Genomic DNA, 9,853 nt, shown 5'->3' on the forward strand with positions numbered 1-9,853 from the left:
CGGTCTACCGCAGCGCGTCGAGCGCGCGGAGCGCGCGGCGCTTCGCGCCGCCGCCGAACTGGCGGAGCGAGATGCGCCACGGGGTCCGTTTCCCGACGACGCTGGTCCGACCGTCGCGGATCGCGGAGAGGATCGCGTCGGCCGAGTGTTCGTCGGCGCCGACCTCGGTCACCGCCTGGCCGACCATCTCCGAGATGTGAGCGTCGCTGCCGGCCGTCATCGGGAGCCGGTTCCGGATCGCGAACTTCTCCGCCTGCCGGTTCGAGCGCCCCGTGAACAGCCGGGAGTTGTACACCTCGATGGCGTCGGCGCCGGCGAGCTGGTCGTCGGTGATGTGGGCGGCGACGCCGTGGCGGGACTTCTGGAAGGGGTGGGGGACGACCGCGATCCCGCCCTGATCGCGGATGCGGTCGAGCGTCTCGTCGAAGGGGAGCCCGCTCTCGACGCGCTCGTCGATGCCGAACGCGAGCACGTGACCGACCGCGCAGGTCACTTCCATGCCGACGATGCCGACGAGCCCGTATTCGGGGGCCTTCTCGGCCGCCTCGATGCTGGCGTCGATCTCGTCGTGGTCCGTGACGGCGAGCGCGTCCAGCCCGACCGCGGCCGCCTGCTCCAACAGGAGGTCGACCGGGTCGCGGCCGTCGTAGGACAGCGCGGAGTGCGCGTGGAGCTCGACCGATAGCACGCTCGTTTCTTCGGCGGTCGTCTTAAAAAGCGCCCCGGTCCGGGGCGGTCAGAACGCGCTCCCGCCGACCGTCTCGCGGTAGATTCCGGTGCCGCGGTGGGCCGTCTCGTCCCACGTCTCGACCGCGACCCGAATGCGAGTGTTTACGGCGTCGTCGGGCGCGTCCTCGATCCGGAGCGTCGAGTCGCCGATGCGGGCGACCGTCTCGCCGCCCGCGTCGCCGGTGACCATCACCTCGAGCACGTCGCCGGGCTCGTAGTCGGGTGTCGACCCCCGGAACGACCACCCGGCGAGGAACTTCTCGAAGCGGCTCATGCGCGCGACACCTCCTCGGAGATCCGGTCGGGGATGTACTCCCGCCCGAAGCCGGTGATCGCGGCCAGCAGGAAGACGATGACGAGGAACCAGCCGTGGAACACGTACGGCACCACCTCGATCGGGTTGACGACCATCTCCGCCCCGTACTGCTCGCCGAGCCCGCCGGGTCCGACCATCACCTGGTAGCCGACGAGGACGCCGCCGGCCCACGGGAAGATGTACCCGAGCGCCGAGGTGTTGGCGTCCAAGATGTTCGCGCGCCGGTAGCCGTTGATGTTGAACTTCTCGCCGATCCGCGCGATGTACGGCGCGATCGCGATCTCCGCGGCCGTGTTGATCGTGATCATTCCGTTGATCGTCGCCGTGCCGAGGACCATCGTCAGTTCAGCGCGGCGGACGTTGGTCGCGACGGAGTTGAGCAGGAACTCCTGAATCGCCGCGAACCCGCCGCCGCGGATCATGATCTGCGCCATCGCCACGATCAGGAGGGTCAGCACGATGAGCGGGAAGAACCCGGTCGCGCCCGTGTACAGACTCCCGCCCACGCCCGCGGTTTCGCCGACCGCGACGAACGGGAGCGAACTGAACGTTCCGGCCTCGGGCACCGTGAACACGAGGACGTCGCTCACCGACGAGAGGCCGAACGCGAGGTTGAACGCGACGGCGACGACGAGTCCCCACGAGATCGCCTCGACGATGTGACGCCCGGCGACCGCCGTGAGGATGACGGTTCCCATCGAGACCAGGTGGACCAGCCCGAGTGCGTTCGCGGATTCGCGGAGCGCGACGGCACCCTCCAGACTCACGCCGGACATGATCGACCCCGCGATCAGGTACGCGGCGAAGGCGGGGATCGCCGCCGCGATCGCGTACTTGAACCGCGAGGCGACGACGCCGCCGATGTCGGCGTCCTGCGTCACCGCGCTCACGATCGTCGTGTCGCTGACGGGCGCGAGGTTGTCTCCGAACACCGCGCCAGACAGGATCGCGGCGAACAGCAGCACCGGGTTCGCGCCGATCAGCACGCCGGCCGGGAAGAACAGGGTGACGAACGCGATGGTGGCCCCGTACCCCGTCCCGATCCCGGTCGCGAGCAGGCCGCAGAGGACGAACGCGGCCGCCGGGAAGGTCGCCGCGCCGACGTTCAACGCGTTCGCGGCGAAGATGAGCCCCTCTACGAATCCGCCGACCTGCAGGGTGTCGGCGAACATGCCGGCCCACAGCCACGCCACGATCGCGGTCGCGGCGACGCGCTGGGTCATCCCCTCGAAGATGGTGTCGGCGTACGTCTTCCAGTCGCCTCGCGCGAAGAACATCCCGAGGATAGTCCCGACGAGCGCGCCGATGACGAGGCCGTTCGTGTCGCCGATCCCGAGGACGCCGCTCTGGAAGATGGCCCAGACGATGAAGAAGGCGAGCGGGATCGTGCTCGCCCACTTCCCGCCGTAGAAGCTGATCCGGGGCTCGTTCGTCGCTCCGGACTCGTCGCCGAACCCGCCGTCGGCGACGAGGACCGGGTCGCCGGCCGACTCGCGACCGCCGCTCGGCGGTGCACCGTCCGGCGGTACGCGGTCCGGCTGGACGTCGTCGGGCGGTTCATCGGGCGGTTCGTCGTCGACGCGATCCGCCGAATCGTCGTCTTGTGGATCGATCATGTGACGTTCCTACGCGGCCGGTGACCGACGACCCACCTAAATCCTCCTTTCTCACGCCGCGTGCCAGACGGTCGGTCGATTCCGTCCCGGACGCGTCGCGGTCCACAAGAACACGCTTAAGAACCCCGACGGCGAGGTCATGGATGGGAACAGCACAGCTGCAGATCCGACGCGCCGGGGCCTCTTCGCCCGCGGCTTGGGAATGTAGCAGTGCACCGACGCCTCCGGCGTCGCGGCTCGGGCCGGTCCGCTCGCGCGGATCGGGCCGCGGGACCGCTCGCTCGATGCGAGCCCTCGACAGCCGCGCCGCGCGGAGCCGCGGTCACGTTGTGGTTGTGCCGTTCCAATTTCAGACAATGGCACGAATGCACACGCGCCGTCGCGGTTCGTCCGGTTCGGACAAGCCGGCGACGGACGAGAATCCGGAGTGGAGCGACGTCGACGCCGAGGACATCGAGTCCCGCGTCGTCGAACTGGCGGAGCAGGGCCACGACCCCAGCGTCATCGGCCTCAAGCTGCGTGACGAGGGCGTCAAGGGCGTTCCGGTCCCCGACGTGAAGCTGGCGACCGGCAAGAAGCTCACCGAGATCCTCGAGGAGCACGACGCCGCCGCGGAGTACCCCGAGGACCTCCGCAAGCTGATGGAACGCGCCGTCCGCCTCCGCGAGCACATGGCGGAGAACGGCCAGGACTACCAGAACAAGCGCGCGCTCCAGAACACCGAGTCGAAGATCCGCCGCCTCGCGAACTACTACCGCGGCGACGAGATCGACGAGGAGTTCACGTACACCTACGAGCGCGCCGCCGAACTGGTCGGCGACGAGTAACGACGCCGCGCGACGCTCCGAGGAACCGACGCGGAACCGAAGACGACGCGACGCGCTGAACGGGCGACGAACCGCCCGCGACCGACGAACCGCCCGCGACCGACGAACCGCCCACGACCGATCCACGACAGCACCACCCGACCCATGACCGAAGCGACGACCGCCACGCCCGCCCCCGACGCCCTCGCCGACGTCCTCGCCGACGCGCCGTTCGCCCGGCTCGTCGCGACCGACGACGGCGACGCGCTGGCAGCCGCGGGGCTGCTCGCCCGGGCGCTGCGAGCCGTCGGCACGCCGTTCCAGGTCCGAGTCTCGACCGATCCGGTTCCCGGCGACGCCGACGACGGCGTCTCGGTGACCGTCGGGGCCGCCCGCGGTCCGCACGCGATCCCGGGCGCCGGACGCCCGGCGAGCACGGACGCGTTCGCGGTCTCGCGCGCGCTCGGCGTCGAGCCGGACCCCGTCGTCGCCCTCGCGGGCGTCGTCGCGGCCGGCTCCGTCCCCGGAACGGACGGCTCCGGCGACGCGCTCGACGCCGCCGAGGCGTCGGAGCGCGTCCGCCGGCGACCCGGCGTCGCGATTCCGACCGCGGACCTCGCGGACGGAGTCGCGGCCTCGACGCTCGTCCGGACGCCGTACTCCGGCGACCCCGAGAGCGCGCGAGCCGCACTCGCTGAGCTCGGGCTCCCGGCCGCCCTCGACGACGACGCCCACCGACGCCTCGCGTCGCTGGTCGCCGTCGACGTCGCGGACGCGGACGGGAGCAGCGCGCGGGCCGCCTCGGCGGTCGAGCGCGCCCTGCGCCCGTACGCGGCGGACGGCCCGTTCGAGACGGTCGGCGGCTACGCCGACGTCCTCGAGGCGCTCGCCCGCGAGGCCCCCGGAACGGGGGTCGCGCTGGCGCTCGACCCCGAGCCGAGCGACGACCTGCGGACCGCCGCGCTCGACGCGTGGCGGTCCCACGGGCTGGCGGCGCACCGCGCGCTCGACGCCGCGACGACCGGCCGGTACGACGGCTGCGTCGTCGTCCGCGTCGACCTCGCGGGGAGCGACCCGGACGAGGACGGCGCCGCCGCGCGCGACGCGGCCGCCGTCCTCCCGACCGTCGCCCGGCTCGCCCGCGACTTCCGGTCGCCCGAGCCGGTCGCCGTCGCGGTGGACGAGACGGCCGGTCGGCTGGCCGCGGCGGCGGTCGAGCCCCTCGGGCTCGGCGACGCCTGTCGGTCGGTCGCCACCGAGTTCGACGGCGACGGCTGGGGGACCGCCGAGCGCGGCGGGCTCGCGGTCGGCGCTGGCGGTGAGGGCGGCGGAACCGAAACCGACGGCGACATCACGGGCGCGCTCGCCGCGCTCAGGGAGGCGCTATGAGCGGGGACGACCCCCGTGGCGACGGGGCGACCCGGACGGCGACCGTCCGGACGACCCACGCCGACGCCGCCCTCGTCGCCGCCGCGCTCGCCCCGGACGAGACCGACTCGATGGCCACCCGCGTCGACGGCGACGCGATCGAGTGCGCGATCGAGCGGCCGACGACCGGCGGACTGCGGTCGACCGTGGACGACCACGTCGTGAACGCACGCGTCGCAGATCGAATCGTCGAGCGCGCGAGGACGCACCTCGCGGCCGACGACGGAGGGCGCCGCTCCGACACCAACGGCGACACCACCAACACATGAGCGAACGATCCGTATCCAAGAGCAGAGAACAGAAGCGCTGGTACACCGTGCTGGCGCCCGAACAGTTCGACCGGCAGGAGCTCGGCGAGACCCTCGCCGAGGAGCCCGACCAGGTCGTCGGCCGCACGATCACGACGACGCTCGGCGAGCTCACCGGCGACTCCGGCGCGAACAACACCAAGCTGACGTTCAAGATCACCGACGTCGGCAGCGACACGGCGTACACCGAGTTCATCACCTACGAGCTCACGCGGGACTACCTGCGCTCGCTCGTCCGCCGCGGCGCCTCCAAGGTCGAGGCGTCGATCACGGTGCTGACGACGGACGACTACCGCATCCGCGTCCAGCCCGTGGCGCTGACGACCAAGAAGGCCGACCGCTCCCAGGAGAAGGCGATCCGCCGCGTCATGATCGACAAGGTCCACGCGGCCGCCGAGGAGCGCACCTTCGTGGAGTTCGTCGACGCCATCGTCGAGGGGAACCTCTCCTCGGCCATCTACGGCGAGGCGAAGCTGATCTACCCGCTGCGCCGCGTCGAGGTCCAGAAGCTGACGCTGGAGGCGCGGCCGCGCGAGGTCGCCGCCGAGGAGGAGGCCGCCGTCGACGTCGACGCCGACGAAGTGGCGGTCGACGCCGACGAGTAACGCCCCGTCAGACGACCCCGTGCGACTTTTCCGTTTATAAATCGCCTAGCCGCGGCGCCGGCGCGCGACGGACGGCGCGTTGTGCCACGGCCCTACGTATAGAAGAGCCGCGGTGGCGCGTGCCTCCGAGTGGCCGACAGGCCACGAGGAGCACGCGCGAGGGACGCCGTGAGCGACGTGGGCGACCGGCGGGAGCCCGGAGCGAGCGGCGAGGCTGGGGAGGCGTGAGGTCGCGGTGCGGTCGCAACGAGAGCTTCGGAGGAGGTCATCGTAGAGTCAGCACCGAACCCACCGAGCGAAGCTTCACGAGCAACCGCTCACTCCACGGGACGCGTCAGCCGCTCGCGGTACGCCTCGAACCCCTGTTTCTCGTAGAACGCCAGCGCCCGCTCGTTGTCGGCGTCGACGTCGAGCCGGAGCTCCTCGCAGTCCCGCTCTCGGGCGTCGATCGCCGCGCGCTCCATCAGTCGGTCGGCGAGCCCGGTGCCGCGGAACGCCGCCGAGACGTAGAGGTCCCCGACGACGAGCCGGTCGGGGCGGTCGAACACGACGGGACAGGCGTCGACGCCGGTCGAGACGAACGCGACGAGGTCGCGGTCCGGGCCGGGGACGCCCGGAGCCGCGGGGGCCGCGGGATCGAGCGCCCCTGGCCCCTCGGAATCGAGCGCCGCGGCGTCGACCGGCTCGTCCGATCCGCCGGCGGCGGCGACCGAGACCACCCAGAGCCGGTAGTCGTCCTCGCGGAGTCGATCGAGCCGGAAGTCGGTCTCCTCGGCGATCAGCTCCCCCTCGGGCCGGTCGGCGAGGGCGTGCCCGTCGACGCGCTCGGCGAGGTCGCGGTGATACGGGAGCCACAGCTCGGCGACGTACCGCGCCGCGGCGGCCCGGGTGGCCGACAGTCGTCGGAGTCGCATATGCCGTCGATCGACGCCGGCGACATACGCGTTCGGGTTCTTCGCGGGTCGCGTTCGGGGCGTGTTCGGGTCGCGTTCGGGGCGTGTTCGGGTCGCGTTGGAGGCGTGTTCGGGTCTCGGCCGGGGCGCGTTCGAGTCGCGTTGGAGGCGCGTGCGAGTCGTCCGCATCCTCCGATATCCGGGAGACGAAAGCTTGAAACGCCGCTCGCCCGACCCCACGAGTATGGAACTGCGGGTCATCGAGAAGACCGACACGGAACTCCGCATCGAGATCGCCGGCGAGGATCACACGTTCATGAACGTGCTGAAGGGCGTCCTCCTGGAGACGGACGGCGTCGCGGCCGCGACCTACGACATGAATCCCGAACAGTCCGGCGGCCAGACGGAGCCGGTGCTGACGGTGAAGTCCGAGTCCGACGACCCGCTCGACCTGCTCGCCGACGCCGCGGCGGCGATCACCGACCGGACGGGCGCGCTGCGCGACGCCGTGCGAGCCGCCTGAACCGGTTTTTTCCGCGACCCCCGAGCGTCTTTTCGTCTCGTTCCGCCGCCTCGAAGCCGCTCGCTCCGCCGGACGAGGGGCATACCTAAGTGCCGACTCCAGAAACGGGCAGGTATGCCACCGAGCGTACTCATGCTGGGATGGGGGTACCCGCCGAACATCACCGGCGGGCTCGACGTCCACGTCGGCGAACTGTTCTCCGGGCTCCGCGACGACCTCGGGGTGGAGGCCACTCTCGTGTTGCCCGCCGAGTTCGCGCCGGACGACGAGCCGGGCCTCGAACCCGTGGAGACAGGCGACGGAGACATCGCCGCCCGCATCGAGCGCCTCAGCGACCGGTTCGCCGAGCTGGCGCCCGACCACGACGTGATCCACACGCACGACTGGTTCGGCTACGCGCCGGGGCGGCAGGCCGCCCGCGCGTCGGACGCGACGTGGGTCTCGTCGTTCCACTCGCTGGCGAGCGACCGCAACATCGACCCCCCCACGCGCGAGGTCGAGACCGAGCGCCGGCTCGCGAACGCCGCCGACACGAACATCGCCGTCAGCGAGATCGTCCGCGGGGACATCAAAGAGCTGTACGACGCCGACTCCCGCGTCGTGTACAACGGCTTCTCGACGCCGAAGTTCTCGGGCAAGGACGTCCGTGAGGACCTCGATATCGACGGCGAGATGCTGTTCTTCGTCGGCAGACACACCGACCAGAAGGGGATCTCCCACCTGCTGTACGCGATGAAGAAGCTCCGCGGGCGCGACGTCACCCTCGTCGTCGGCGGGTCGGGCCACCAGACGGAGCAGCTGAAGCGCTTCGCTGAGCTCCTCGGTATCGAGGACCGCGTCGAGTTCGTCGGCTACGTCCCCGAGGCGGAACTGGGCGACTACTACGCCGCCTCGGACGCGTTCGTCTCCCCCTCGTACGCGGAGCCGTTCGGGATCACGATCACGGAGGCGCTGGAGGCGGGGACGCAGGTCGTCGCGACGCCATCGGGCGTCGCCGAGGTGCTCCCCGACGGCTGTCTCGTGGAGGTCGAGACGGACTCGGAGTCGATCGTCGACGGCCTCATCGAGGCGCTCGACCGCGAGGAGCCGCCGCAGTACGAGCGTCGGGAGTGGCTGGACGTGGCGGAGGACACGCTGGCGGTGTACGAGGACGTGGCGTAGAGCGCGGTCCGACCCTCTCGATCCGGCCTACTCCTCGTCGCGGCGGTACACGTCGAACTCGGTCGCCGGCTCGGGGTGGCTGATACGGAACCCCTCGGCCGTCTCGACCACGCCGCGGGTGCTGCCGGAAGTGCCGCCGTACGGGCTCTCCTCGCCGTCGACTCCGCTCGCACCCTGATACGGCGAGGTGTACGGCGACCCCGACACGGGCTCGTCGAAGCTCTCGGGTGGGAGGTAGATCCGCTCGCCGCCGTCGGAGCGGACGACGACCGCGACGTCGCGGGTCCCGGTCACGTCGATGACGGTTCGTTCCCCCGTGACGCGCGCGTCGACGTCTATCTCGTCCATGTCTCACGTTGCGAACGGGGACGGTTTAGCAGTACCGGCGCGAGCGCCCGCCCGTCGCCGGGGACACTTCGAGCGGACCGACCGTGTCGCCCCGCGTCCCCCCGACCGTCCCCGGGTGGTGAATCCTTTTGTGCGGTCGCGTCGAAGTCGACTTCGATGGACGTCAACAGCCATGCCGAGGAGCTCGCCTCCGACCTCGGCGTCGACAAAGAGGAGGTCAAAGCCGACCTGGAGAACCTGCTGGAGTACAGCGTCCCGATCGACGAGGCGAAACAGAGCGTCCGGCGAAAACACGGCGGCGGCGGGGGTTCGACGCCGACGCCGGACGCGGTCGACGTGGGCGAGATCACCACCGACAACGACGGCGTGACGGTCACCGTCAAGGTGCTCACGCAGGGGACCCGAACGATCCGGTACCAGGGCGACGACCTCACGATCCGCGAGGGCGAGGTCGCCGACGAGACGGGCGTCATCTCCTACACCGCCTGGCAGGACTTCGGGTTCGAGCCCGGCGACTCGCTGACGATCGGCAACGCCGGCGTCCGGGAGTGGGAGGGCGAGCCGGAGCTCAACCTCAACGACTCCACCACCGTCGCCATCGCGGACGAGTCGGTCGATGTCGACCGCGAGGTCGGCGGCGACCGGAACCTCGTCGACATCAGCGCGGGCGACCGCGGGCGCAACGTCGAGGTCCGCGTGCTGGAGGTCGACGAGAAGACGATCTCCGGGCGCGACGGCGAGACCGATATCCTCGAAGGCGTCGTCGGCGACGCGACCGCGAGGCTCCCCTTCACCGACTGGCAGCCGCGGCCCGAGATGGAGCCGGGCGCCGACCTCCGGATCGAGGACGTGTACGTCCGCGAGTTCCGCGGCGTCCCCTCGCTCAACCTCACGGAGTTCTCGACGGTGACGCCGCTTCCCGACCCGGTCGAGGTCGCCGAGGACGCCCCCCGCCTCTCGGTCGGCGAGGCGGTCGACTCGGGCGGGATGTTCGACGTCGAAGTCGTCGGGAACGTCTTGGAGATCCGCGACGGTTCCGGGCTCATCGAGCGCTGCCCGGAGTGCGGCCGCGTGGTCCAGAACGGTCAGTGCCGGAGCCACGGCGACGTGGACGGCGAGG

General features: G+C 71.1%; 12 protein-coding genes. 7 read left to right on the plus strand and 5 right to left on the minus strand.

What is annotated here, in order from left to right; all coding sequences use genetic code 11:
• Positions 1-4: 4 nt before the first annotated feature.
• Genes DJ81_RS15245 through DJ81_RS15255 form a run of 3 tightly spaced genes read right to left on the minus strand, consistent with a single transcriptional unit; the run spans position 5 to position 2,661 of the window.
• A complete protein-coding gene (locus DJ81_RS15245; RefSeq protein ID WP_094526687.1) occupies positions 5-688 on the minus strand; it encodes a PHP domain-containing protein in 684 nt (227 codons plus the stop codon).
• Positions 689-736: 48 nt separating this feature from the next.
• Positions 737-1,003, minus strand: a complete 267-nt coding sequence (locus DJ81_RS15250) for a hypothetical protein (RefSeq protein WP_094526688.1) — start codon at positions 1,001-1,003, stop codon at positions 737-739.
• Positions 1,000-2,661: a Na+/H+ antiporter NhaC family protein gene (locus DJ81_RS15255; RefSeq protein ID WP_094526689.1), complete on the minus strand. Its 1,662-nt coding sequence runs from the start codon at positions 2,659-2,661 to the stop codon at positions 1,000-1,002. The genes DJ81_RS15250 and DJ81_RS15255 overlap by 4 nt, the downstream gene beginning before the upstream one ends.
• A gap of 356 nt (positions 2,662-3,017) precedes the next feature.
• Between DJ81_RS15255 and DJ81_RS15260 the strand changes: the two genes are divergently transcribed.
• The 4 genes from DJ81_RS15260 (at position 3,018) to DJ81_RS15275 (ending at position 5,808) form a co-directional block, all read left to right on the plus strand.
• Positions 3,018-3,488: a 30S ribosomal protein S15 gene (locus tag DJ81_RS15260; protein ID WP_094524799.1), complete on the plus strand. Its 471-nt coding sequence runs from the start codon at positions 3,018-3,020 to the stop codon at positions 3,486-3,488.
• A gap of 144 nt (positions 3,489-3,632) precedes the next feature.
• Positions 3,633-4,856, plus strand: a complete 1,224-nt coding sequence (locus DJ81_RS15265) for an exonuclease RecJ (protein ID WP_094590424.1) — start codon at positions 3,633-3,635, stop codon at positions 4,854-4,856.
• Positions 4,853-5,164: a KEOPS complex subunit Pcc1 gene (locus DJ81_RS15270; protein WP_094526691.1), complete on the plus strand. Its 312-nt coding sequence runs from the start codon at positions 4,853-4,855 to the stop codon at positions 5,162-5,164. Before DJ81_RS15265 ends, DJ81_RS15270 begins: the two co-directional genes overlap by 4 nt.
• A complete protein-coding gene (locus DJ81_RS15275) occupies positions 5,161-5,808 on the plus strand; it encodes a 30S ribosomal protein S3ae (RefSeq protein ID WP_094524802.1) in 648 nt (215 codons plus the stop codon). Before DJ81_RS15270 ends, DJ81_RS15275 begins: the two co-directional genes overlap by 4 nt.
• A gap of 317 nt (positions 5,809-6,125) precedes the next feature.
• Here the strand turns inward: DJ81_RS15275 and DJ81_RS15280 are convergent, their stop codons facing one another.
• A complete protein-coding gene (locus DJ81_RS15280; RefSeq protein WP_094524803.1) occupies positions 6,126-6,722 on the minus strand; it encodes an N-acetyltransferase in 597 nt (198 codons plus the stop codon).
• 223 nt (positions 6,723-6,945) lie between these two features.
• Between DJ81_RS15280 and DJ81_RS15285 the strand changes: the two genes are divergently transcribed.
• Both DJ81_RS15285 and DJ81_RS15290 read left to right on the plus strand, forming a co-directional pair.
• A complete protein-coding gene (locus tag DJ81_RS15285) occupies positions 6,946-7,224 on the plus strand; it encodes a DNA-directed RNA polymerase subunit L (RefSeq protein ID WP_094524817.1) in 279 nt (92 codons plus the stop codon).
• Between the two features lie 132 nt (positions 7,225-7,356).
• Positions 7,357-8,385: a glycosyltransferase family 4 protein gene (locus DJ81_RS15290; protein WP_094524804.1), complete on the plus strand. Its 1,029-nt coding sequence runs from the start codon at positions 7,357-7,359 to the stop codon at positions 8,383-8,385.
• A gap of 27 nt (positions 8,386-8,412) precedes the next feature.
• On the opposite strand, the gene DJ81_RS15295 is transcribed toward DJ81_RS15290, so the two are convergent.
• On the minus strand, positions 8,413-8,733 hold the full coding sequence (locus DJ81_RS15295; RefSeq protein WP_094524805.1) for a hypothetical protein: 321 nt from the start codon (positions 8,731-8,733) through the stop codon (positions 8,413-8,415).
• A 156-nt stretch (positions 8,734-8,889) separates the two neighbouring features.
• On the opposite strand from DJ81_RS15295, the gene DJ81_RS15300 reads away from it, so the two are divergent.
• Positions 8,890-9,853: Single-stranded DNA binding protein (locus tag DJ81_RS15300; RefSeq protein ID WP_094590426.1), on the plus strand; the 964-nt coding region annotated here is incomplete at its 3' end.

It is taken from the genome of Halorubrum sp. Hd13 (genome assembly GCF_002252755.1).
Lineage (GTDB): Archaea > Halobacteriota > Halobacteria > Halobacteriales > Haloferacaceae > Halorubrum.